The organism is bacterium (assembly GCA_029210545.1).
Classification (GTDB): Bacteria; BMS3Abin14; BMS3Abin14; order BMS3Abin14; family BMS3Abin14; genus JARGFV01.
In genome coordinates this window covers 21,666-45,467 of record JARGFV010000007.1, presented here as the reverse complement: position 1 = coordinate 45,467, position 23,802 = coordinate 21,666, and the positions used below count along the sequence as shown (strand labels likewise).

At 57.5% G+C, this 23,802-nt stretch carries 17 protein-coding genes, 1 tRNA gene and 1 pseudogene; 18 read left to right on the top strand and 1 reads right to left on the bottom strand.

Annotation, left to right across the window (positions count from 1 at the left end):
- Positions 1-106: 106 nt before the first annotated feature.
- Positions 107-3,007 carry an excinuclease ABC subunit UvrA gene (gene uvrA, locus P1S46_01690; protein ID MDF1535197.1) on the top strand — a complete coding sequence of 967 codons (2,901 nt, stop codon included), beginning with the start codon at positions 107-109 and terminating at the stop codon, positions 3,005-3,007.
- A 147-nt stretch (positions 3,008-3,154) separates the two neighbouring features.
- Here the strand turns inward: uvrA and P1S46_01685 are convergent, their stop codons facing one another.
- Entirely contained in the window at positions 3,155-3,277 is a 123-nt protein-coding gene (locus P1S46_01685; GenBank protein ID MDF1535196.1) for a hypothetical protein, read from the bottom strand.
- A 365-nt stretch (positions 3,278-3,642) separates the two neighbouring features.
- Between P1S46_01685 and P1S46_01680 the strand changes: the two genes are divergently transcribed.
- The 17 genes and pseudogenes from P1S46_01680 to P1S46_01600 all read left to right on the top strand — a co-directional run bounded on the left by P1S46_01680 (position 3,643) and on the right by P1S46_01600 (position 23,694).
- Positions 3,643-3,740 (top strand) — tRNA-Sec (locus P1S46_01680).
- Between the two features lie 192 nt (positions 3,741-3,932).
- Entirely contained in the window at positions 3,933-4,394 is a 462-nt protein-coding gene (locus P1S46_01675) for a hypothetical protein (protein MDF1535195.1), read from the top strand.
- Between the two features lie 11 nt (positions 4,395-4,405).
- Entirely contained in the window at positions 4,406-5,491 is a 1,086-nt protein-coding gene (locus tag P1S46_01670) for a hypothetical protein (protein ID MDF1535194.1), read from the top strand.
- Complete coding sequence (locus P1S46_01665; protein MDF1535193.1) at positions 5,473-6,483, top strand: AAA family ATPase; 1,011 nt, start codon at positions 5,473-5,475, stop codon at positions 6,481-6,483. The genes P1S46_01670 and P1S46_01665 overlap by 19 nt, the downstream gene beginning before the upstream one ends.
- Before the next feature lie 3 nt (positions 6,484-6,486).
- Entirely contained in the window at positions 6,487-7,374 is an 888-nt protein-coding gene (locus P1S46_01660; GenBank protein MDF1535192.1) for a DUF58 domain-containing protein, read from the top strand.
- Entirely contained in the window at positions 7,371-9,068 is a 1,698-nt protein-coding gene (locus tag P1S46_01655; GenBank protein ID MDF1535191.1) for a hypothetical protein, read from the top strand. The genes P1S46_01660 and P1S46_01655 overlap by 4 nt, the downstream gene beginning before the upstream one ends.
- Positions 9,065-11,590, top strand: coding sequence for a VWA domain-containing protein (locus tag P1S46_01650; GenBank protein MDF1535190.1), 2,526 nt, complete (start codon positions 9,065-9,067; stop codon positions 11,588-11,590). The genes P1S46_01655 and P1S46_01650 overlap by 4 nt, the downstream gene beginning before the upstream one ends.
- A 297-nt stretch (positions 11,591-11,887) precedes the next feature.
- A pseudogene (rplC, locus tag P1S46_01645) lies at positions 11,888-12,520 on the top strand (50S ribosomal protein L3).
- Positions 12,521-12,795: 275 nt separating this feature from the next.
- On the top strand, positions 12,796-13,215 hold the full coding sequence (locus P1S46_01640) for a response regulator (GenBank protein ID MDF1535189.1): 420 nt from the start codon (positions 12,796-12,798) through the stop codon (positions 13,213-13,215).
- A gap of 500 nt (positions 13,216-13,715) precedes the next feature.
- Positions 13,716-14,696, top strand: coding sequence for an ABC transporter ATP-binding protein (locus tag P1S46_01635; GenBank protein ID MDF1535188.1), 981 nt, complete (start codon positions 13,716-13,718; stop codon positions 14,694-14,696).
- 79 nt (positions 14,697-14,775) lie between these two features.
- Positions 14,776-15,747, top strand: a complete 972-nt coding sequence (locus P1S46_01630) for an ATP-binding cassette domain-containing protein (GenBank protein ID MDF1535187.1) — start codon at positions 14,776-14,778, stop codon at positions 15,745-15,747.
- A 97-nt stretch (positions 15,748-15,844) separates the two neighbouring features.
- On the top strand, positions 15,845-17,002 hold the full coding sequence (locus tag P1S46_01625; GenBank protein MDF1535186.1) for a coproporphyrinogen-III oxidase family protein: 1,158 nt from the start codon (positions 15,845-15,847) through the stop codon (positions 17,000-17,002).
- A 265-nt stretch (positions 17,003-17,267) separates the two neighbouring features.
- Complete coding sequence (locus P1S46_01620; GenBank protein ID MDF1535185.1) at positions 17,268-18,434, top strand: hypothetical protein; 1,167 nt, start codon at positions 17,268-17,270, stop codon at positions 18,432-18,434.
- A complete protein-coding gene (gene grpE / locus P1S46_01615; protein ID MDF1535184.1) occupies positions 18,431-19,042 on the top strand; it encodes a nucleotide exchange factor GrpE in 612 nt (203 codons plus the stop codon). The genes P1S46_01620 and grpE overlap by 4 nt, the downstream gene beginning before the upstream one ends.
- A gap of 4 nt (positions 19,043-19,046) precedes the next feature.
- Positions 19,047-20,174: a molecular chaperone DnaJ gene (dnaJ, locus tag P1S46_01610; GenBank protein ID MDF1535183.1), complete on the top strand. Its 1,128-nt coding sequence runs from the start codon at positions 19,047-19,049 to the stop codon at positions 20,172-20,174.
- A 128-nt stretch (positions 20,175-20,302) separates the two neighbouring features.
- Positions 20,303-22,474 carry a methyl-accepting chemotaxis protein gene (locus P1S46_01605; GenBank protein ID MDF1535182.1) on the top strand — a complete coding sequence of 724 codons (2,172 nt, stop codon included), beginning with the start codon at positions 20,303-20,305 and terminating at the stop codon, positions 22,472-22,474.
- The gene (locus tag P1S46_01600) at positions 22,471-23,694 is read left to right on the top strand and encodes an ABC transporter substrate-binding protein (GenBank protein ID MDF1535181.1); all 1,224 of its coding nucleotides are present in this window, start codon (positions 22,471-22,473) and stop codon (positions 23,692-23,694) included. The genes P1S46_01605 and P1S46_01600 overlap by 4 nt, the downstream gene beginning before the upstream one ends.
- Positions 23,695-23,802: the final 108 nt, after the last annotated feature.

Genomic DNA, 23,802 nt, shown 5'->3' with positions numbered 1-23,802 from the left:
AAAGGGAAAACGACGCTTTTCCCTTTCCCCAGGACATTAATGAGCCAGGAAAAGTCCCGACTGGACTTTTTGCGACCCTATCAACAGCTGATTAGGAGTTAGCCCCTTGTCCACCGACAAAATCACCATAAAGGGCGCCCGGGAACACAACCTGAAAAACGTTAACGTAACGATCCCGAGGGACACCCTGACTGTCATCACGGGGGTTTCCGGTTCAGGAAAATCATCCCTTGCCTTCGACACACTTTACGCTGAGGGACAACGGAGGTACGTCGAGTCCCTCTCCGCCTACGCCAGACAGTTTTTAGAGCAGATGGACAAGCCGGACGTGGATTCCATCGAGGGGCTCTCGCCCGCCATCTCCATCGAACAGAAGACTGTGAGCAGGAACCCCCGCTCCACCGTGGGGACCGTCACGGAGATCTACGATTACCTCCGGCTTCTCTTCGCCAGGATCGGCATCCCCTACTGCTACCAGTGCGGCCGTCTCATCGAGGCGAGTTCCTCCCAGCAGGTCACCGACGCCCTCATCCAGATCGAACCGGGTACCCGTCTGACACTCCTCGCTCCCATTGTCCGCAGCCGCAAGGGAGAGCACCGCAAGGAACTCGAAAAGTTCGCCCGGCAGGGGTTCTTGAGGGCCCGGGTCGACGGTCAGATCCTCGGTCTGGACGAAGAGATCTTAATGGACCGGAAGAAAAAGCACGACATCGAGATCGTCATCGACCGCATCCTGGTCAAGCCGGAGGTCCGCAACCGGCTGGCCGATTCTGTGGAGCTGGCCCTCAAGGTGGGAGACGGCCTCCTGATCGCCCTGATCGGCAAGGACGAGGAGACCATCTTTTCGGAGAAACTGGCGTGCGCCTCCTGCGGGATCAGCTACCCGGAGATCTCACCCAGGTTCTTCTCATTCAACAACCCCACCGGCGCCTGTTCGGCATGCAGCGGCCTCGGTTTCACCACCGAGATCGACCCGGACCTGGTGATCCCGGATCCCGGCCTCTCCATCAGGGGGGGGGCTCTTGCTCCATGGCGCAAACGAAACAGCATGTTCTATCACCAGCTTCTCCAGGCCCTTGCCACACACTTCGGCTTCGACCTGACGGTTCCCTTCGAGAAGCTGCCTGAGATCGCCCGTCACGTGGTCCTGTACGGTTCGGGATCCGAGGTCATCAATTTTCGCTACCAGGACTCGAGCCAGGTGTGGAAAACACGGAAACCGTTCGAGGGGATTATCCCCAACCTCAGGCGCAGATACCTGGAGACCAGCTCTGAGCACAGCCGGGAGGAGATCGAGTCGTTCATGGGCAACCAGACGTGCGAGGCATGCCGCGGTGCCCGACTGCGCCCGGAAAGCCTGCACGTCACGGTCGGGGACCTGAATATCTCCCAGGTGACCAACTTTTCCATTGGCGAAGCTTTCCGGTTCTTTTCCGACCTCACCCTCAACGAGAAGGAAAGTGAGATCGCCTCCAGGATCCTCAAGGAGATCACCGAGAGACTCAGCTTCCTCCGGAATGTAGGGCTTGATTACCTGACACTGGACCGGGCCTCGGGAACCCTTTCCGGGGGAGAGGGCCAGCGCATACGCCTCGCCACCCAGATCGGCTCAAGCCTCATGGGTGTTCTGTACATCCTGGACGAACCGAGCATAGGCCTTCACCCGAGGGACAACGCGCGCCTTCTGCAGACCCTCCTGGCCCTCAGGGACATGGGGAATACCGTCATCGTCGTGGAGCATGACGCCGACACCATCACCACGGCGGATTACGTCGTGGATATGGGCCCCGGAGCGGGGGTGCGCGGCGGCGAGGTGGTGGCCCAGGGGGTTCCCGCGTTCATCATGAACTCCGAAAAGTCCCTGACGGGGAAGTACCTTTCCGGGCGGCTCTCCATCGAGACCCCAAAAACGAGGCGTCGAGCCGGTTTTCTGGGATCCCTCGTGGTCACCGGAGCCGCCCGGAACAACCTCAAGGAGATCGACGTCTCGTTCCCCCTCGGGGTTTTTACCTGCGTCACGGGTGTGTCTGGTTCCGGCAAATCTTCCCTGGTCATTGAGACGCTCTACCGTGCCCTCGCCCGAAGCCGATCCATCAACGCCCAGCGGCCGGGGATCCACAAAGGGATCAAGGGAACCGAGGCCATCGACAGGGTCATCGACATCGATCAGTCCCCCATCGGCCGGACTCCCCGCTCCAACCCCGCGACCTACACGGGGGCTTTCACGCCGATCAGGGAACTTTTTGCCCAGGTTCCCGAATCGCGGATCAGGGGCTATAAGCCTGGCCGTTTCAGCTTCAACGTCAAGGGAGGCCGGTGCGAGGCCTGCCAGGGAGACGGTGTCAAGAAGATCGAGATGCACTTCCTCCCCGACATCCACGTCACCTGCGAAATCTGTGACGGCAGGAGGTTCAACAGGGAGACCCTCGAGATCACCTACAAAGGGGTCAACATCGCCGAAGTCCTCTCCCGAACGGTGAACCAGGCCGCTGAACTTTTCGCCGGGATCCCTGTCATCGCGAGGCGCCTTCACACCCTCCAGGAGGTGGGTATGGGATATATCCAGCTCGGGCAGGCGGCGACCACCCTCTCGGGAGGCGAGGCCCAGAGGATCAAGCTGTCACGGGAGCTTTCCAAGAGGGACACCGGCAGGACCCTGTACATCCTCGACGAGCCCACCACGGGTCTTCATTTCGACGATGTGGTCAAGCTCCTGGTCGTTCTGAATAACCTCGTACAAAGGGGCAACACCGTCATCGTCATTGAGCACAACCTGGAGGTGATCAAGTCAGCCGACCACCTCATCGACCTGGGGCCGGAAGGCGGGGACAAGGGCGGCTACCTGGTGGCGACGGGGACGCCGGAGGAGGTCGCCAAGGTGAAAGGGAGCCACACCGGCAGATTTCTGAAGGACATTCTGAAGAAATCTGCCGGAGGGAAAAATCCAGGGCGCAGGGCGAAGGGCGGAGAAAAACCCGGGTCGCCCGGCAAAGCCGGCAGTGAATAGGGAACTGACATCATGTAGCTGTGAGCGGCAGCTGAACCATTCCTGGATTTTGGATCCGGATTTTACGGCAGGGGAAACAAAGCCGGACCTGGGTTTTCAACCCGGAACTTGGTACTCGGAACTCGGAAAACGGAACTCGAGAGACCGTCAGGTTTCGAGTGAGGCGATGTAGTTCTCAATTTCAGTGAGAACCTCGCCGAGTTCCATTCCCCGGGCGAAGCACCGATCGATCATGCTGTAAACCACGTGAAGCAGTTCTTCAGGAGACATATTTCACCCCACCTACCGATAAATCTGCCAGCAAATCCACCAAGCATTAAGTTATGATTAGCACTTGACGGTTAAACTGTCAAGTTTGTTCTTTATGTCGGTCGCGTTGGTAATTTGGCCAGTCAATTCAAGATCTAAGATCCAAAAGCCAGGACTCCATAAAAAAACGTCCTTTAAAAAAGGAACCGTCCTTTCAACATAATTGAGAATACCGTTCACCATGTTTGCATTTTGGACCTTGGATTTTGGACACAATCAAGGTAATGCGCAGAGGCCGGGACACAGGTCTTCCCCTCCTTCCTCCTCCACCGGCAATCACAGTCCTTGTTCTTGACAGAGACTTCGATGGCCGATACTCTTCTTCCGGGAGTGCGTAGGGCACTGGTGGCCCTCCTGGACTTCAAATCCAGTGGTGCCGGTTAAAACCCGGTACGGTGGGTTCGATTCCCATGCACTTCCGCCAAACAAAAAAGCCCTGACAACGTATCGAAAAACATCGGCACGTTGTCAGGTTTTTTGTTTCTGGCCTGGGAGCCTGTGTGAAACCTCCGACAGGCTCCCGGGTGGACAGGAGTTGGTGGTTGTGGTTAAATTCCAACCTGTAACGATTGCACTTAACTTCCGTTTCAGGTTTTTATCATGGGAAGGGGGGCCAATGAAAAGGGTACCGTTTTTTCTCCTTGCACTGATCATCGCCACCGGCATGACGATCACGCCCGATGCTTCGGCGGAAGGGTTCAGCCTTTTTGGCGTCAAGATGGGGATGGTCCAGGAGGCGGTCAACGCTGCCTGGCAGCAGCTGGAAACCGGCGATTATTACATCGAGGGATCGGCCCTCATCAACCTGGTCCCCGAATTCGACCACCGCAACAGGCTCTACCGTTTGAGTTTCTCGACCCCCATCCCGCTTTTAGACCAGCACCCGGGAACCTACGTGACTACCGCCTTCCAGGAGTCGATTCAGGAATTGTGGGCGTCGGACGACCTGGCAGTAAGCCTGCGAACTGGACGCGGGAGTGCCGACATCTCCCTGACCAGCAAATCTCTGCAAAAAGAGTATGCTGATCACGTCCGGGCACAGATGAAGGCCCGGATCACCGACATATTCAGACCTTGACTGAATTGCACATGTCAAAGACCCTGCAGGGTTCAGACCCTGTCACCCTGGTATCCGGACATATCCGGGCCTTGCGGCGGCGGCATATGATCAACAGGACTCTCGCGATCTTCTCCATCGCCCTGATCGTGGACCTGCTCTTCAATCTTGTGGCTGCAATCGCTTTCAACGTGTGGAACGTCAAACTGGGGGTACCCTTCCTTTTCGAAACCCTTTTTCTCGTCCTTATGATCAGGGAACGGACCAGAGGATCTTCAGAGATGTTTGCCACCCTGGTAGATGACCGATTCGATCTCAAGGATCGTCTTTACAGTTATGTGTGGTTCTCGGGGGGAAACAGGGTCCAAAACCGGATCAGGCAGGCGCAGGCCCTCGAAACACTGGAGGCGGTGGATTTTGAAAGACTGAGAAGATCCATGAAAGTGCGTGCCCCGGTGGCATTGCTGCTTACTCTGCCCATTTTCGGTTTCCTGATGTATATGACCTGGAACGCTGAATACAGGCCACCTGACATAGCAACAAGGATGATCATCGGCAGGATCGCTCCGGACCCTCATCCCGCAGTTTCGACCACCCTTCAGGCTGACACGGAGGGGACACAAAAGGCTGCTCCGGAACCAGGAATGGATCCAGATCGGTTGGACGGTCCAGGGAATAAAACTTCCCTTGAAAAAGAACGGCTGTCCGCCCTTGATAAGGCGCAGCGGGAAACAACGGAAAAAGCAGCGGATTCAGAGGGAATTTCTGACCTGGGAGACACCTCCGAGCCTGGCGCCGGACCAAACGGTTCAGGAGGTAGTGCCGTTGGCGGTCTCACGACGATACCAGAATCTCTGGAATCCATTTTTGAAAGCCCAACAGCATCTGAACCCATCCCCCCCAACCTTGCCGCGAATGCCGCATACTCTTTCCGGGACCTTCCTGACGCCACCCGGTTCCTGAGCCTGGTGCCGGGGCAGGGTAGCAAGTCCCTCGCTCGACTGGATCCAGGCATCATATCCAATTTCGAGGAGGGGATCGAAAGCTTCCCTGACCGATACAGGGAACCACTTCAAACCTACTACTGGGAGCTTAAAAAATGGAGCCAAAAACCTTAAAGGATATCCCGTCTGTTATCCAGGATATCAGGGACGACCTTGCCCGCGTGAAGATCGAGTTTGGCAGGAGGATCGTCGGGAACGAAGAGATCCTTGGCTTCATCATCAAGGCGCTTCTCTCCAACGGACATGTCCTCCTCGAAGGCGCTCCCGGACTGGGCAAGACGCTCATGATCAGGACTTTATCGGATATCCTGGATCTCAAGTTCAGAAGAGTCCAGTTTACCCCCGACCTCATGCCGGCCGACATCATCGGCACCAACATCATTGTCGAGGACGGGGAGGGAGGCCGGCACTTCAGGTTCGAGGAAGGGCCTGTCTTCACAAACATACTCCTTGCTGACGAGATCAACAGGGCCAGCCCCAAAACCCAATCCGCAATGCTTCAGGCCATGGAAGAGCACGAGGCTACAGTCTTTGGAAAAAACCACGCCCTCGATGAACTGTTTTTCACCCTCGCCACCCAGAACCCCATCGAGATGGCCGGCACCTACCCTCTTCCGGAGGCCCAGCTCGACCGTTTCATGTTCAAGCTGGTGGTCCCTTTCCCGACCGAAGAGAACCTGAAACGGATAGGCAGGCTCAATGTGAACGGGCCGGGACCTGGCAAGAAGGTTAAAACGGTCCTTTCGCGTCAGCGGATCATCGACATGAGGAAAGCGGTCATCGACATCCCCATCACAGACCGCATTTACGATTTCGTGGTACAGCTGATCCACAAAACTCATCCCGGAAAAGTCGGGGCTCCAGAGAGCGTTTCCCGCTTCATCCGCTATGGAGCTTCGCCACGGGGTCTGAACGCTATCATATGGGCTGCCCGGATCTCAGCGGTTATGGACGGCAGGGTCAACATCTCCATCGACGACATCGAGGAGAACTATATCCCGGCACTGCGGCATCGCCTCGTCATGAGGTTCGAAGGAGAGATCGAAGGGATCAGTTCCGACCGGGTTCTTGAGGAGATCTTCCGCTCCGTCAGGAAGCAGTTCTGAAACTTGGACCATCTCACCTCACCAGAGTTCGTCAGGCGCCTGCAGCTCCTCCGGGAGAAGCTTGCCCCTCTCATGGGACGTCTGGAGTTTTTCAGCGCTGCTCCAAGGGGCAGGCTCACCACACCCGAGATCGACTCCCACCGTCCCTATGCCCAGGGGGAGGATCTCCGCTACATCGACTGGAACCTTTACGCCCGCCTTGACAGGTTCTTCATCAAGACAGTGGTTGCCGAAGAGGAGGGTCTCCTGCACCTCCTCGTGGACACAAGCACGTCCATGAGGAATCCCCACCCTGAGAAACAGCCTCGATCCCTGGAGATCGCCGCCGGTATCGCATACCTCATCCTCAGCGCAGGGAACCAGCTGGCAGTCCACTCCTGGGCCGACAGGCTTCTACTCACACGCCAGTACAATCGGGGTGAATCGGAGACCCATGACCTCTTGCACCAGCTATCAACCCTGCCTGTGGGCGGGGAAACGGACCTTGGTGCAACTCTTGCCAACCTGCGAAGAATTTCCCGGGGTCACATCTTCAGAACGATCATCATTTCCGATCTCCTCGAGATCAACGGATACTTCCAGCAGCTGGAGTTCCTGCAGGCTCAGGGTGCGCGAGTCGGTATTATCCAGACACTCAACCCCCTTGAGATCTCACCACGATTGAGGGGCCACCTCGCTCTCGTGGATCCTGAAACCGGGAATCGAAAAACCCGTGTGGTCGGCTACCGGACCCTGCGTACGTACCGGAAAGCCGTGGCCGACTTTCACAGGGAGACCGAAGAGGCCTTTTCCAGAATGGACATCCCGTTCCTGAGGGCCTCCAGCCTGACGGGTTTCGAGGATTCGGTCATCCGATTCATGACCCTCCCGGGATGGAGGGGAGGCAGATGATCGCCCTGGACAGCTGGGTGGGGTTTACCTTCCTGCTGATCGTTCCGCTCCTTTACTGGCAGCAGAGGCATGCCTCGGCTCAGCAGGAAGTCCCCATATCGTTATTCCCTGTGTTGACGAGGCAAAAAGTTGAGGACCCCGCACCGTCCAGGAGACTTCTGCGCTTCACCAACAACCAGAGGCTCCTTTTTCTGACAATAGCCCTGTTTAGTCTTGCCCTCAGTTTCAACGGGGTACACATCGTCAGGAAAGACCGGCAACCCGGGAGATGGCTGATCGTCCTGGATAACACCTCGGGATCTTCGGCCCAATTCGAAAATGGCACCGTTCTTTCCGAAATGGTGTCCAGTCTAAAAGTGTTCTCAAGACGAGCGCATGAAAAGGACCTGTTCACTCTTGTGGTAACCTCTCCCACTCCCGTCATCTTCGATCAACTGGACCGGAAAGCTTTTACAGCACACCTTTCCAGGATCAGGTCAGCCTCCACCTCTTCCAGTATCGGGGAATTATCCACGACGACCAGCGCCATGCAGGAGGGTGTGGAATACAAAGGAGCGATCCTGGTTTCCCCCCGGTCAAAACAATGGCGGCGCTTCCTTTCAGATGAAAGATCGGATCCAGGCCTGTGGATCCCCTCTGACCAGCTGCTGGAGAGAGGGAATGCGGGTCTCATCACGATAGACGTCACGTCAGTTGCAGGAAACCTGTATGATATCTATGGAAGGATCGCGAGTGAAGGACTGGGAACCGGTCCCCTCGAGATGTCCTACAATCACGTCAATAGTCCATCTGTCTTTTTTACAGTAGATCTGGACCGGGACGGGGAAGGGGAGTTTCATCTTCTCGAAGTCCCGATCACCAAACCCGAGGTATCCCTGCAGCTCGAGGTCCACGACAACCTGGCCAGCGACAACCGATTAACCATCATCCCCCCTGAAAATCTGTCATCAATTAACGTTCAGCTACAAGGGAACGAAAGTGATTTCCTTAAATTAGCTCTGAGCGCCTTCCGGGAACTCCACCCGGTCTCGGACAACCCTGCCACCGCTCGATACCATGTATCCATCCACGAAAAATCCGTGCCGAAGAACAACAAAACAGCATCGCCCGCCCTGATAATCTTTCCACCAAGATCGTTCGGACCGTTCCAAATCCGGCGCATCTGGGCAGCACCCATGGACATCTCTTTTCATCCCGGGCATCCTGTCACCCGCGGCGCCTCGTTCAGACAATTCAGGACCGCCAGAATCCTGGACATCCCCCCCCCCGCCGGTTTTAAGACCCTGGCCAGTGCGCAAGGGATTCCCCTTATTATGGCGGGCACAATGGAGGGCCAAAAGGTAGTTGTCTGGACCTTCGACCCGGGGGACAACGGGATATACCTCGATCCCGCCTTTCCAGTTCTTCTCAGGAACAGCCTGGTTTGGCTGGCACGCAGCGGGGAGACGCAGGTCAAATCTGAAAGCTGCATTGCAGGAACTGTTTCGGATACGGCCCGACCGGAAGAATGCGCATCCCTCGTCAGAGAGGCCGGAGCGATCTCACTACCGCTTCTGACAGGCATCGCGGATGATCCTCGCCTCATCCGTTCGGAGACTCGAAAAGAACTGGGGAATATGTTCCTGATCCTTGCTCTTGCTTTCCTGCTTGTCATGGCCGCCGACCGGGCACTGTACAGGGAGGAAGCCCTGTGAATCCGATCATACCCTTCCTGATCATATTCCCCCTGGTTATCCTTCTGACCGTAAGGGCAGCACTTGCCAACACATACCATTCTCCTGCTGCAGCAACCCTCCTGTCTGCTTTTCGGGGAGCAGCCATCATCATCATCGCAGTCCTGTCTCTCTGGTGGTCCTGGGAGCGGCCCTTGAGAGACACCCGCCCGGTCAGCGCCCTCATCCTGGTCGATGAGGCTTCAGGGAATTCCGCCGAGTCGGAGAGGATCGCTCGTAAGTTAAGAACCGTTGTCAACGCCCGCAACGGCAGAACGCTTTCGGCGACATATAACAGAGTTGTCGGCAACAAACCGGGAGGCAATGGACTTGCCGGAGCCGGGCCGGACGGAACAGGCCGAGCCCTTGGCTCTTACAATTCGTTCGAAGCCGCACTCCCAATTGTCCGGTGGCTTATGAAAGTTAACCCTGACATTTCGATTGCAGTGATATCGGATGTGCTCCCTGAAGAACTTCATGGTCCTGAGTTCGCCGGTATCAACCTGTCGTGGAACCAGGCTAAGGGGGCATCCCGAAATCATCCTATAAAGGATGTCATTTATCCCGGGGTCATTTTCGCTAACCAGGTGTTCAGGATACAGGTCAGGATCGCTCCTGGCCCGCGACAACAAGAGCTCGTCCTCTCTGTTAACAACAGCCGGATCGAGAGCCGGCCGCTTTCCGGATCGGTATCACCCGGCGATATCGTCATTTTTGACCTGGCTCTAAAAACCCCCGGTATTCATAGCGTGGAATTGACGGTGCTGGACCGGGACGAGTCGATCATCGGGCAGCACAGGCTACCCATTCGGGCTCTGCAGGAACCCGATATCTTTTACTACAGTCCCATGGGTAATAACGCCCCTCTGGCAGGATACCTTGATAGAAGCGGGATGGTGATCCACTCCCTTTCGATCCGGGATCTGATCTCAGGAGCCCTGCCAGAACCAGGCGTTTCCGGGAGGGACAGCCTGCTCATTCTGGATTCCGCGCCGGCATCCTATTTCAACCGCCGGCTGGTGTCCTCTTTATCGGACGTTGTACTTCGAAAGGGCTACAAACTGCTCATTCTCCCGGGATCCGACATCTCACCGAGAGACCGGGGCGCCGCCATTGAAAACATACTCCCGGTCAAGTTCGGACTCGAGGAAAATGACGATCCCGGCACCGATCTTGCCTTCGTGGCAGTCGTCGACACCTCACTGAGCATGTTCTTCAACATAAAGGGAGTCAGCACTTTTGCCCGCAGCCGGGGTTCCGAAGGAGGATTGACTACCAAGATCGACATGGCTAAAAAAGCGATCATGAACCTGGCGGGAGCTATCAAGGAGTCGGACCGGATGGGAGTCCTCACGGTCACGGACAGGCCTTCCTGGATCATCAAGCCGTCTCAACCCAGAAATGTGGAAGAGGAAGCGGAACAGATCAGACGCATCAGCGCTTTTGGCCCCGGCATCAACCTCTACTCGGGCCTTTTTGCGGCCTATCAGGAACTTGCCGCCCTGAATTCGGACCTTAAACACATCCTCGTCTTTCTTGATACAGCGGATGTGGATGAATACCAGGTAGCCGACAGGGGCACTGTGTGGGAACTCCTTGAAGAGATGAAAGAGCAGGGGATCACGGTGAGTCTCATCGGCTTTGGAAAGGCCGGAGATCCTCATATACCCCAGCTCAACCGGTTTGCCGAAGAATCGGGAGGCTACTTCTACCTGACAAGCGATATCGAGGAGATCCCAGGTTTCGGACTCATGGATCTCGAACAGGTGGCCGACTCCCTGCTGAACTTTCAGGCAAGGAAAGTGGACTTCTTTTCGTCGGATTTTCCCGGGATCGACAGCTTCCCGGACCTGAACGGACAGGTTATCACCACACTCAAACCTGGTGCTTCCCTGTACGCTTGGAGCGACAGGGACCTTCCCCTCTTTGCGACCTGGCCCTTTGGAACCGGCAAGGTTGGAGTTTTTACGGCAGATGGAGGACAATCCCTGGCCAGGGAATGGGGCAAGGGAAGTCCTGACCAAGGGCACTGGCTCGCTATTCTGGCAAAGTTCCTCTCCGATGAACTCCCGGCGACAGACTTTTTCTACTCAGGTGGTGATGGGACAGGGACTGTCCTCACCAGAACCGCTTTCCCTGACTCTGCCGGTGGATTAGAGGTCGTGACAAGCTACCCGGACGGTTACAGCCGCACCCTTCCCATGGAAAAGGTGGGGCCGGGTCGGTACGAGGCTTACTTCAGGGTCCCGGGCCGGACACCTAACGCCATTGAACTCAAAACATCAGTAAAAGGCGACAGGCTGGCCTACCAGGTTATCCCCTCGTTCCAGGCAGCCGCACCGACTCCGACCTTCACAACAACCGAATTTGAACCAGCCCGTGCCGAGATCGAGACCGGCGGCCCCGACAGGTCGGACCCCAGCCTGCTCCGTCTGCTCATCCTCCTGGCGATCTTCCTGATTTCCCTGGACGAGTTCTTCCGGCCCCCCTCCCCTGAAAACTGACGGGTGACCATACCCGAAATCCGTCGATTGGACCCCTCCGGTCGGGGTTAGGGCGTCGATCAACAGTTCCTGACGCTGCCCGGATCCTTTCTCCGGACCGGGACCGAAAAAACGGCCCCTCCGACACCCCGACCGGAGGTTGAACAAAACCAATCGCGGATTTCGGGTCATGCTTACTCCTTGACGAACAACACCAAATCGGGTAATTACCGTCCTTCTCCAACTAAACCATTCGCCTGCCGGCCTCCAACACCTGGAGTCGCATGGCGGATAAGATAGGCAAAGGAGGCACCTATCATGAGACAGACCATTCTCGGGAAGAAGCTGGGGATGACCCAGATCTTCGACCGCACCGGTAACGCAGTTCCCGTCACTATCGTCCAGGCAGGACCCTGCACCATCCTTCAGGTCAAAACCGCCAAGACCGATGGCTACAACGCCATACAGATCGGCTTCGGTGAAAAGAAGGAAAAGCGCACAACGAAGCCGATGCTCGGCCACTTCAAGAAGGCGGGATCAGCCCCCCTGCGCCATGTCCGTGAAAGCAGGGTCGACGATCCGTCTCTTTTCGTACCCGGGCAGGCCATCACCGTAGGCCTTTTCGCCAGGGGTGATATCATCGACATCACCGGCTCGTCCAAGGGCAAGGGCTTTGCCGGTGTCATGAAGCGCCACGGCTTTAAGGGGTTCACCGCAACCCACGGCACCCACGAGAGCAAGAGGGGCGGCGGTTCCATCGGTCAATCGGCTGACCCGGCCAAGGTATTCAAGAATATGAAGATGCCCGGGCAGATGGGAGACGGAACCGTCACCATCCAGAACCTCGTGATCGTAGACATCAGGGAAGACCAGAACCTCCTCATGATCAAGGGACCTGTCCCCGGCGCCAAGAACGGTCTGCTGGTCATCAGCCACGCCATCAAGAAAGAGGCTCCGCCCCTCAGGGAGATCGTGACTGCGCCGGTAGAGGCCCCTGAAGAACTTCCCACTGCTGACGTGTCTGCCGACCAGTCCGCCGACGTGTCCGCCGAAGCCGAAGAGGCGAAGGCGGGAGCTTCAACGGAGGCGGAAGCCGTGGAGGACAATCCTGCAGAAGAAGCTGTCCCTGAAGCCTCTGAAGAAGCACCTGCCGATACCGCCGTGGAAGAGCGGAACGAGGAGAAGAAGGAGGACTGATCTTCCTCTTTCTGTCCCGGAGACTATCCATGTCTGACAACCCGGTACGCAAACTGATCGCCCTCGTCATCGACGACGAAGAGTTTTATCGCGTGACGATGCAGGAGGCGCTCAGGGACGAAGGGTTCAGGTGCTATACCGCGGAAAACGGCGAAAAGGGGTACTCCCTGTATCAGCGGATCCTGCCCGACGTGGTGGTCCTCGACCGGATCATGCCCCTCTCGGGGGGGACCAGGTTTCTCATGTCGGTTCGGGAAAACCCCAACCGCCGGGAAGCGTTTCTCGTCATCTACAGCTCGACCCTTAAAAAAGAAAGTTTCGATGAGTCGGACCCGACTCTCCCGGGCAGTGGATTCACCCGCATCCTGGAGGCCCCAAAATCCATGGCCCCACTGGAGCTGGCACCGAAGATAAGGGAACTTGTCACGGGCGGGGCCAAAGAGGTATGATAGTTTAAATTTTCATCTTGATGACCTCCCAAAAAGTCATCAACGCGCCCCGGGTGGGGCGCCCGGATCAATGACCGGTTGCGTCCGGGAAGGGCGCCCGGATCAGTGACTGAAATGCAGGTCACTGATCCGTGAGGAAAGGAAAAACCCCGCTTTTTCCTTTCCGTAGAGCCAAAGTCTCGCACAGACTTTGGTGATTATCAGCTGTCTCCGTGAGGAAAGGAAAAACCCCGCTTTTTCCTTTCCGTAGAGCCAAAGTCTCGCACAGACTTTGGTGATCTATCAGCAGTCATTGATTTGTAAGGAAGGGGAAAACGACGCTTTTCCCTTTCCCCAGGACATTAATGAGCCAGGAAAAGTCCCGGATTGGACTTTTTGCGACCCTATCAACAGTGATCGGTAGAGAAGACAGGAAGAAGGAGAAAGTGGTAAAGTCCTGAGTTGAGAATTGGGAAGCGTTGGCCAATCACGAATCACCAATCACGGAGATTCAAGGAAATTTGGAATATCTTTTAGAAATAAAGCACCTCACGACCGTCTTCCCCGCCGGAGGCCGCGTTCTCAAGGCCGTGGACGACGTGTCGTTCTCCCTCACGAAGGGAGAGGTGTTCTGCCTCGTGGGCGAGTCGGGGTGCGGCAAGAGCATGACTGCCCTGAGTATCCTCGGCCTGGTTCCACCACCGGGGATGGTCACCGGCGGGCAGGTCCTCTTCCGCGGAAGGGACCTGCGAACCATGGGGGCCGAGGAGCTGAGGCTCATCCGGGGAGACAGGATCTCCATGGTGTTCCAGGAACCGATGTCGGCCCTTAACCCCGTGTTCACGGTGGGTGAGCAGGTGGCTGAGGTTCTGAGGGTCCACCGGTCTGTGACAAGGGAACAGGCCATGGAGAGGGTGGTCGAACTCCTCGGCGAGGTAGGGATCCCCGACCCGGATCGAAGGTCCGGTGAATACCCTCACCAGATGTCGGGAGGTATGCAGCAGCGGGCCCTCATCGCCATGGCCATGGCCTGTGAGCCTGAACTTCTCATCGCCGACGAACCCACAACGGCCCTGGACGTTACCGTTCAGGCTCAGATCCTGAGGCTCATGGAGCGGCTCATCAGGGGGAAGGACCGGTCCCTGCTCCTGATCACCCATGACCTGGGGATCGTGGCTGAAGTCGCGGACCGTGTCTGTGTCATGTACGCCGGGGCCGTCGTGGAGTCCAGCCCGGTAAAGGAGCTGTTCGCCTATCCGCAGCACCCCTATACGCTTGGGCTCATGGCGTCCCTTCCGTCTCCGGAAAGGAGGAAGTTCACCCCCATCACGGGCATGGTGCCCGACCTCGCGGACCTGCCGGGAGGATGCCGGTTCCATCCCCGCTGCCAAAGGGCCCGGGAGGTTTGTGTGAGGGAGGAACCGGAACTGGTTTTCACTGGAAAGCGGGCGGTGAGGTGTTATTTTCCGGGGAAAGGAACTGAGGAAGAGGAGAAGAGGTGAAGAGGTGAATGGTGAACGGTTATGCGATTCACTTTTCACGGTTCACGCTTCACTTGTTGAATGAAGGCGGGATCAGATATTGACTGAGAACAGCAACTATCTTCTTCAAATTGAAAACCTGACAAAGATCTTCCCCGTCAAGGGAGGGTTCCTCGGAAAGGTGACCGGCGGGGTGCGTGCTGTGGACGGCGTGTCCCTTCAGGTCCGACGAGGCGAGGTGTTCGGCCTGGTGGGTGAATCGGGCTGCGGCAAGACCACGCTGGGTCGTACGATCCTCAAGCTCATGGAGCCGTCCGGGGGAAAGATCATTTTCGACGGCGACGACATCACCCGTCTGGACGGCAAGAGCCTCAGGGTCTACCGGCATCGGATGCAGATCATTTTCCAGGACCCCTTCGGGTCCCTGAACCCGCGCAAGACGGTGGGATCGATCATAGGCGAGCCTTTGCGCGTCGCAGGAGAACCTTCCGGCGAAGTCACGGAGAAGGTCAGAGAGATGATCGGGATGGTGGGCCTGGCGCCCGACAGCCCCATGCGCTATCCCCATGAGTTCTCCGGAGGCCAGAGGCAGCGCATCGGGATCGCCCGGGCCCTCATCCTCCGTCCGGAGTTCCTCGTTGCCGACGAGCCGGTTTCGGCCCTGGACGTCTCCATTCAGGCCCAGATCCTCAACCTCCTCATGGACATCAAGAAACGCCTTTCCCTGACGATCTTTTTCATCTCCCACGATCTGAGGATCGTCCGGAGTATCTGCGACCGTGTGGCTGTCATGTACCTGGGCCGGGTGGTGGAAACAGGGGGTGTGGACGAACTTTATGAGCGCCCGGTCCACCCCTATACCGAGGAACTCATCCGGGCTATCCCGGAGCCGGACCCGGAGCTCAGCCGCAAGGGTGAGGGACTGCCCGGGGAGGTGCCCAGCCCGATGGACCCGCCTCCAGGGTGCGCCTTTCATACCCGTTGTCCCCTGGTCCGTGATATCTGCATGACCGAGGTTCCGGAGTTGACCCCAAGAGGGGACGGGCACGAAGCGGCGTGCCACGTCAGGTAGCTCACAGCCAGCAGCTGTGAGCTAATTCCAAATTCCACATTTCAAATTCCAAAGGAAAACATGACAAAGAAAAGATCCAAGACAGGAGTTTTTTGAAGTGATCTGGAATCTGGAATCTGGAATCTGGAATAAGCAGATTTTTTCTTTATATATCCACATCCCCTTCTGCCGGAGGCTGTGCCCCTACTGCCATTTCTACCGTGTACCGGAGATCCCCCCGTGGGAGAGCTATCTCGAGGCGGTGCGAAAGGAGATCGAGGCGCTCGACGCGGATGACCTCGGCGCGGTCCACACCCTTTACGCAGGCGGCGGAACACCGACACTTCTGCCGCCTGAGTTCTATGCCGGGGTCGTCGGTTTCGTCCGGGACCGCTTCGATCTCTCAGGCCTCATGGAACTCTCCATCGAGACTGACGGGGACGGCACCCCGGAGTTCCTGTCCGGATACGCCCGGGCGGGGTTCGACAGGGTGAGCGTAGGCGTCAAGTCCTTCGACCCCCGGATCCAAAAGATCCTTGGAGCGGGGGAACGCCTCATCCGGGATCCGGTGGCAGCAGCCCGCTCGGCCGGTTTTGCTTCTGTGGGTGTTGACCTCATATATGGGATTGAAGGCCAGTCCCTGGAAGATCTCCTAGATGACCTGGACCGGACCGTTTCCCTTGATCCGGATCACATCAGCCTGTACGCCCTGGAACAGGGAGGTGAGGAACAGGGCCCAGGGCGCCGGGCGCAGGGCGGGAAACTGGAGGGGTGTGAACCGGACCTCGCCGCGGCCATGTTCAGGGAGTCCGCGCGGATGCTTCGTGCTGCCGGTTTCAGACAGTACGAGATCACCAACTTCTCCCGGCCCGGGCATCGCAGCTTGCACAACATGGTCTACTGGCGGGACGGCGATTTTATCGGTCTCGGACCTTCGGCCCACAGCTGCGTGACCAGGAACGGGGTCAGGACACGGTGGCGCAACCTGCCCGATATCAATGCTTACCTGAAGGACCCGGTATCTTGCCGGGAGGAACTGTCCCGGGAGGGCGGACTCGACAGGGCAAGGGAGGCGCTTATCATGGCGCTGCGGATGACGGAGGGAGTGAACCGGGACGCCTTCCGGCTACGGTACGGTTCTGACCCCCTGGAACTTTTGAAACCGCACCTTGCCGAACTGATGGAATTTGGGCTGGTGAGGTTCAGCGCAAATCGGGTGAGGCTGACGATGAGGGGGATGCTGCTGAGTAACGAAGTCTTTGTCAGAATACTCTGACAAAGACAGTGCAGAGTGCAAAGTGCAGGGTGCAGAGAAAAAGAGTTAGTGTAAATTAGCTCTTGATCTTCTTCCACGTTCTTACCAGAGGAACGTCAGCCCCTTGTTTTGTGGTGTTTATCTGGTTATCTTACATCCCAACTGGATAACCTCGTAACACGGACTCAGACGCAGACAAAGGAAAAGGGAACCAGACCTGAACTGTGGCTGAGACTGAGAATAAAACCGTCCCAACGTCCCGGTTTTGCCGGAGACGGCGGTTGTGATGCGCAGCATCGAGGAGTGGCAGGTGTCGCCGAACCGTAAAACAGACCGTCGTCACGACGTACTCATGACCCTCATCCGCTCCCACATCGGGACAGCGGAGCCGGTGGGGTCCAGATACCTGCTGGAAAGGTCCGGACTCGATGTGAGTGCCGCAACTGTGCGAAACCTCATGGCCCAGTTGGAGAAGGAAGGGTACCTGAGACAGCCCCACACCTCCGCGGGACGTGTTCCCACCGACAAGGCCTATCGATATTATGTCAACAGCTTGCTCGGGCGCGGTCCCGAACATTCACCTGGCCATTCGAGCGGTCATTCGCCGGGTCATTCGCCGGGTCATTTGGTAGACCAGGACGACACCTTCCGCAGGGCCCTTTTAGGTTTTACAGGGGGGCTGGACGATCTGTTGCGAAAGACTTCCAGGGTTCTTTCCGACCTTTCCCGGTGCGCGGGAGTCGTCCTTCCTCCACGCAGGGTTCGCCGCCTTTTCAAAAGGATCAGTTTTACCCGCATGAACAGGGACTCGGTCCTGGCCATCCTGGTCTCCCTTTCCGGCGTCACCACCCACAAACTCGTCCAGACCGGGGAGGAGTTCCCCCAGGACGCCCTGGACAGGATGTCGGATTACCTGAACCGCAGGTTTGCCGGAATGAGTCTTGGTGAGATGTGCTGGAGAGTGGAAAAGGACCTGGCCCGGGACCTGGAGAACTTCGATAACTGGATGACAGCAGCCCTGAGACTGAGCACCGGGCTCCTGGAAGAACCCGAAGGGCCCGAAGTATATTTTGAGGGCGGTTCGAGGATCCTGGATATGCCCGAATTCATGACCGATTTTGAGGGGATGCGCGCCATTTTCCGGGCTTTTGAGGACAAAAGAAGCCTCGCCGCCCTCCTTGAAGAGACCATTAAAGCCAGCGATCTCACCGTATTCATCGGTTCCGAGACCGGTATGGAGGATCTCAGAGGGATGAGCATGGTGGTCTCGACCTATGGCCGGGGCGGAGGAGCCCTCGGGGCGGTGGGAGTCATCGGGCCTTCGAGGATGGACTACAAACATATCATTCCCCTCGTCAGGTCGGCGGGTGTGATGGTCAGCGAGAACTTCTCGTCGGAAAAAGTTGAAGGGGAAAGCTTTCAAGGGGGAGACGTTCAGGAGGGAACGAATTGAAGAGGTCGCAGCGAAAGGGAAACGGCGACGGTGAGGCGGTTCAGATCCCGGTCGCCGATGGCGGACAGGAAGGCGGGGACAGAGCCCCTGAGAATGCCGGAGAACAGGAATTGGTGACACTGCCCCTCGAAGAGTATGAGGCCCTCAGGGCCGAGGCGGCCGAACTGAAGGATCGGTACCTCCGGGCCGCAGCGGATTTTGACAACTTCCGGAAACGTGTCGCCAAAGAAAAAGAAGATATTGTCCGTTTCGCCAACGAACGGTTGATAAGAGACCTGCTGCCTGTCCTTGACAACCTGGACAGGGCACTTTCGGCGGGACTGGACAAGGCGGGAATGGACAGCGTGGTGGACGGTGTGAGGATGGTCAGCGAACAGCTTCATTCACTGCTGGGCAGCTGCGGCCTGGAACCTGTGGAAGCGGTGGGCACAGCCTTTGACCCCAACCGTCACGAAGCTCTGGGAGTCCTTCCCTCCGGCGAATACGAAGAGGGAACGGTGGTTGCCGAGATGCAGAAGGGATACAGCCTCAAGGGCAAGGTCCTGCGACACTCCATGGTCCATGTGGCCGGCAAGCCGGCCGGAACCGGCGAAAAGGAGGACAGCTGAGCCAATGGCCGCCAAAGCCGATTATTACGAGACCCTCCAGGTCGGCCGCGAGTCGTCCCCGGAAGAGATAAAGAGAGCTTACCGCCGCCTGGCCATCCAGTTCCATCCTGACCGGAACCCGGACAATATAGATGCGGAGAAGAAGTTCAAGGAACTGAGTGAAGCGTACTCGATCCTTTCAGACGAGGACAAGAGAAAGATATATAACCAGTTCGGCCACGCGGGGCTGTCCGGAAACGGCGGGTTCCCGGGCGGGTTCGATTATTCCGGTTCTTTTGCCGATGTTTTTTCGGACATTTTTCAGGACTTTTTCGGCGGGGGCCGCACGGGGCGCAGGCAGCGCGGCATGCGCGGGGACGATCTGCGTTACCGGATGATGATCACCTTCGAGGAGGCCGTTTTCGGCACCCGGAAGGAGATCACCTATCCCAAGCTCGAGGAATGTGACCGGTGCCTGGGTGACGGTATCGAGCCCGGGCACGATCCTGTGACGTGCAGCGCCTGCGAGGGAATGGGCGAGGTTCGGTTCCAGCAGGCCTTTTTCACCATGTCGCGGACCTGTCCCAACTGCAGGGGCATGGGAAAGATCGTGAAAGACCCTTGTACGGGATGCCGGGGGGAGGGCAGGGTCAGAAAGGACCGGAACCTCACGGTCAAGATCCCGCAGGGAATGGATGACGGGATGCGGCTCAGGATCCGGGGTGAGGGCGACGGCGGCCTTTCGGGTGGAGGTCCCGGTGACCTGTTCGTTCAGATCGAGGTTCGGGACCACCAGTTTTTCCACCGCGAAAATAACGACATTATCTGTGAGATACCCATCCGGATGGAGGTCGCTGTCGTGGGGGGAGTAGTGGAGATCCCAACTCTGGACGGCCCCGCCGAACTGAAGATCCCCGCCGGTACCCAGCCCGGGCAGGTGTTTCACCTCAAAGGCAAGGGAGTCCCCAGGCTTCACGGGTCCGGTCGGGGTGACCAGTACACGAGGATCACAGTGGAAATACCTGCCAAGCTAACGAAAAAACAGAAGAGACTTCTCGAAGAGTTCACCGGCGAAACAAGTGCGGCGGCCTACAAGGCCGTGACCCGGTTCGCCAGGGATTTCGCGAAATACAAGGACGAACAGGCTGGCTGATCCCGTTTTCTCCCGACTGCTTCAAACATGGATCAGGGCAGCCTTGACAGTTGAAGGCGGCCCTTATTTTTGTTAAGGTGCGATATTACAAAATTGTCATTATCTGATGTGATTACAGGAGAGCGGTCATGAGCGACCCGGCTGAAAACAGCACGACCCAGGATCAGCCCGAGAGTACCCCGGCCGGAACCGCCGGCAAACCGGCGCAGGGTACAGGCGGGAGGCAGCCAGGCGGCATCCGTTTCACGATCGGATGGAAGATCACAAGTCTCGTCGTCGTGGTCATGACCGTTCTGGCCGTGGTCAATATCATCTTCATCCAGAGCCGTTACAACACCACCATGAACCGGGAGTTCGAGAGCAAGGCCCAGGCCATCGCTTTTTCTATCGCAAGTTCCAGCGAGGACAAGCTGCTCAGCGGCAACGTCGAGGTCATCCAGTCCCTGGTGGACAACTTCCGGGATATCCACGGGATCCGGTACGTGTATGTCCAGGATTCCACGGGCGTCGTGGTCGCCCACACTTTCGACGGCATCTTCCCCAAAAGTATCCTTGGCCTCAACCCCGTTACCGGAGAGGAATCCCACAGGATCCTCAAATTCCAGAGGGACGAGGTCGGTGACATCCTTGAGGTCGCCGTGCCCATCCTGTTCGGGGTGGCGGGGACTGCCCGGGTCGGCATGGACCACGGCCTCATCACCAGTGAGCTCGACAGCATCACCTGGAGGCTCATCGTTCAGTTCGCGGTGGCCCAGATCCTGGGTATCGTTCTTCTGCATCTCATGGTCATCTACCTTCTGCGTCACATCAGGACAGTTCTTGCGACCCTGAAAAGAGTCGGGGAAGGGGATCTCACAGCCCGTGTCGAGGTCCCAACCAGGGACGAGTTCCTGGATCTGGCTCAGAACCTCAACTCAACACTGGCCAAGCTCGCAGGCATGATCGATAGGGTCGACCATTCCTACGAGGGGATCTCCCGGGCCAACGTTCGGATATCGCAGGTCTACAACGACGTTCAGGAGGGGATCGAGCAGCAGGCCGGCCTCGCCAGCGAGACCATGGAGTCGGTGGTCAGCAACAAGAAAATGATCGACGATGTCACCGAGGGGATCCATATCCTTGAAAACTCTTCCAACGACAGCTTTTCCAGCGTTATGGAGATGGGTGCTTCCATCGAGGAGGTTTCCTCCATGGCTGACGCCCTCTTCAAATCGGTCAACGAGTCCAACACTGCCATCGAGAACCTTTCAGCTTCCATCGACGAGATCAACCGCAACCTTCTGACCCTTTCCAAGGGCGCCGACGAGACCTCCAGCGCCATGAACGAGATGAGCGCCAGTATCGTCCAGGTCCGTGGAAATGCCGAGAGTACTTCCCAGGACGCCGTGCAGATGACAAAGGTGGCCGAGGAGGGCGCGACGATCTCCAGAAACGCCATGGGGGGTATGGAGGCCATCAAGAAAAGCTCGGGTCAGGTGACCCAGATGATCTCGCTGGTGTCCGACCGCATCGAGGAGATCGACGAGATCCTCAGGTTCATCACCGAGATCACAGGAAAAACCAACCTCCTCGCCCTGAACGCCGCCATTATCGCCGCCCAGGCCGGGGCCCAGGGCAAAGGGTTCGGGGTCGTTGCTGATGAGATCAACGAACTTGCGCAGAACACCAAGGCGCAGACCAACCGGATCGCCCAGGTCATCGAGGGGCTGCGCGAGGAGGTTTCACGCACCAGTGAGGCGGTGATCGAATCCAACCTGAAGGTTGACGAGGGGGTCGCCCTGAGTGGGAAAGTCACCACCGCCCTCGAAGGGATCATGGAAAGCACCATGCTCGTGTCCCACAGGGTTGAGGAGATCGCCCAGACCACATCTGAGCAGGCTAGCACGAGTAACCGGGTCCTGGAGGCCACCCAGCACCTCACAGATTCGGTCGGGAACATAAAGGGGATCAGCGAGCAGCAGACCCAGGCCGGCGAGAAACTCCTCCAGATGTCAAAGCAGATCCAGCAGGCAGCCCAGAAGGTCAAGGACAGCACCGAGGAGCAGACGTTCACCAGCCAGCAGATCAACAAGGATCTGACCCGGATCTCCGACACCGTGCGGACCATCTCGGAATCCACCGAGATCCAGGTGGTCAACGGCAGCAAGGTGCTGAAGATGACCGAAGATCTTGGTGGTGTCATCCAGAAGAACAAGACGGCGGTGCACGGCCTGAAGGGGATCATTGATGACCTGAACGAGCGGATGCAGGCCCTGCATGCTGAGTTGGAGATCTTTGTTACGGAGGAGGATATCTCGTGAGAGTTGCATTAGCCCTTTTTGTGACAACCGTCATGGCCTTGTATGGACCGGCAACCGTTGACGCCCAGGGTGTTACCTCCGATTCGATCACCCTGGGAGTTACCAGCGCCTTCAAAGGCCACGCCGCCTCCCTGGGTTCCGAGCTTTACAGAGGTTACATGGCCTTTTTCAACAAGATCAACGCTCAGGGGGGGATCGGTGGCCGAACCATCACGGTGAAGGCGTTGGACGATTCCTACGACCCTCCCGAGGCGGTCAGGAACACGGTAAAGCTGGTGAGCCAGGAAAAGGCATTCCTTCTGTTCGGGAACGTGGGAACACCCACCACGGTCAAGGTCCTCCCCCTGCTGCTGAAGTACCAGAACATTCCGGTCTACATGTTCGGCCCCTTTACAGGGGCACAGCCCCAGCGTGAAGAGCCCTATGCGGCCTTCTGCATTAACGTGAGAGCCTCCTATCGGCAGGAAACGGCGGCCCTGGTGGACTTTTTCGTTGAAAAGGGCAAGCGCAAGATCGCCGTATTCTACCAGAATGACGCTTACGGCCGCAGCGGACAGAATGGAGTGGTCAGGGGACTGGAAGCCCACGGCATGGCCATCGCGGGTGAGACAACTTATACACGGGGCGACACTTACAATACGGACATGTCCAGTCAGGTCAGGTCGTTCATGGCCGGCGGCGCCGACGCGGTGATCTCTGTCGGGGCATACCAGGCTTGCGCCGCTTTCATCCGGGATGCCAGAAAAGCAGGGTTCGCAGGTCCCATCGCCAACATCTCCTTCGTTGGAAGCGAAGCACTCCTCAACCTGCTCCTCGATCAACAGAGAAGAGACGGCCAGGACTATTCCGGGGAACTGTTCAATTCCCAGGTTGTTCCGCCATTCGACGACAGCTCGATCCCGCTGGTGGTTCAGTACCGTGAGGATATGAAAAATTACGCTGCCAGCCTTCCCGCTGACCTCAGGGATCCAGATTACATCCCTTCCGAGTACTCCTTTGCCAGCCTGGAAGGTTACGTCAACGCCGTCGTTTTTGCCAAAGCTGTCGAAATGGCTGGTGAGGACCTGACACCCGTTTCATTGATGGGAAGTATCGAGTCCATGGACGGGGTGGACATCGGCATTGGAAGCGAAGTGGTTTTCGGGATCGGTGACCACCAGGGGCTGGACGAGGTTTACATCACACAGGCCCGGGGCGGGAGGTGGGTGCTCGTCGAGTAGAACGAATTCCGGATCTCAGGACCCAGATTTTCTGCGGAGGGCGCCCGATGGGCGCCCTCCTGCTTTCCAACTTGTTAGCCTCGTTCGGAAATATGATGAGCCTTTGGG

Excerpts from the sequence above, each read along its gene's own strand:
- P1S46_01670 (MDF1535194.1), top strand. The coding sequence starts at position 4,406 with ATGTCAAAGACCCTGCAGGGTTCAGACCCTGTCACCCTGGTATCCGGA.
- P1S46_01665 (MDF1535193.1), top strand. The coding sequence starts at position 5,473 with ATGGAGCCAAAAACCTTAAAGGATATCCCGTCTGTTATCCAGGATATC.
- dnaJ (MDF1535183.1), top strand. The coding sequence starts at position 19,047 with ATGGCCGCCAAAGCCGATTATTACGAGACCCTCCAGGTCGGCCGCGAG.
- P1S46_01675 (MDF1535195.1), top strand. The coding sequence starts at position 3,933 with ATGAAAAGGGTACCGTTTTTTCTCCTTGCACTGATCATCGCCACCGGC.
- P1S46_01685 (MDF1535196.1), bottom strand. The coding sequence starts at position 3,277 with ATGTCTCCTGAAGAACTGCTTCACGTGGTTTACAGCATGATCGATCGG.
- P1S46_01655 (MDF1535191.1), top strand. The coding sequence starts at position 7,371 with ATGATCGCCCTGGACAGCTGGGTGGGGTTTACCTTCCTGCTGATCGTT.
- P1S46_01640 (MDF1535189.1), top strand. The coding sequence starts at position 12,796 with ATGTCTGACAACCCGGTACGCAAACTGATCGCCCTCGTCATCGACGAC.
- P1S46_01605 (MDF1535182.1), top strand. The coding sequence starts at position 20,303 with ATGAGCGACCCGGCTGAAAACAGCACGACCCAGGATCAGCCCGAGAGT.
- P1S46_01620 (MDF1535185.1), top strand. The coding sequence starts at position 17,268 with ATGCGCAGCATCGAGGAGTGGCAGGTGTCGCCGAACCGTAAAACAGAC.